This is a genomic window from Peribacillus sp. SIMBA_075, assembly GCF_046534585.1.
Genome location: NZ_JAWRYN010001135.1, coordinates 1 through 253 on the forward strand (window position 1 = coordinate 1; position 253 = coordinate 253).

Sequence of the window (253 nt, forward strand, 5' to 3'; positions counted from 1 at the left end):
GGGCCGCCTGCGCGGCAGCCTGGTCGATACCGAAGGCGAAGTGCGTTATTCGCTGGAGTTCGGCCGGGACGATGTCCTGCAGGTGCCTTACGTGGAGTTGAGCGTGGATGCCGCGCTGCCGCTGGTATGCCAGCGCAGCCTGCAGCGTTTCCTGCTCCCGGTGCAGGTGCGGCAGCGGCTGGGGCTGGTGCGCGACGAGGCCGAGGAGGACGCGTTGCCGCCGGATTACGAGGCGCTGCTGGTGCCCGAGGAC

General features: G+C 69.6%; 1 protein-coding gene. It reads left to right on the forward strand.

All coding sequences use genetic code 11. The features are described from left to right. The coding region (locus tag SB775_RS31850) for a DUF177 domain-containing protein (protein ID WP_410865287.1) at positions 1-253 on the forward strand (253 nt) is incomplete at both ends.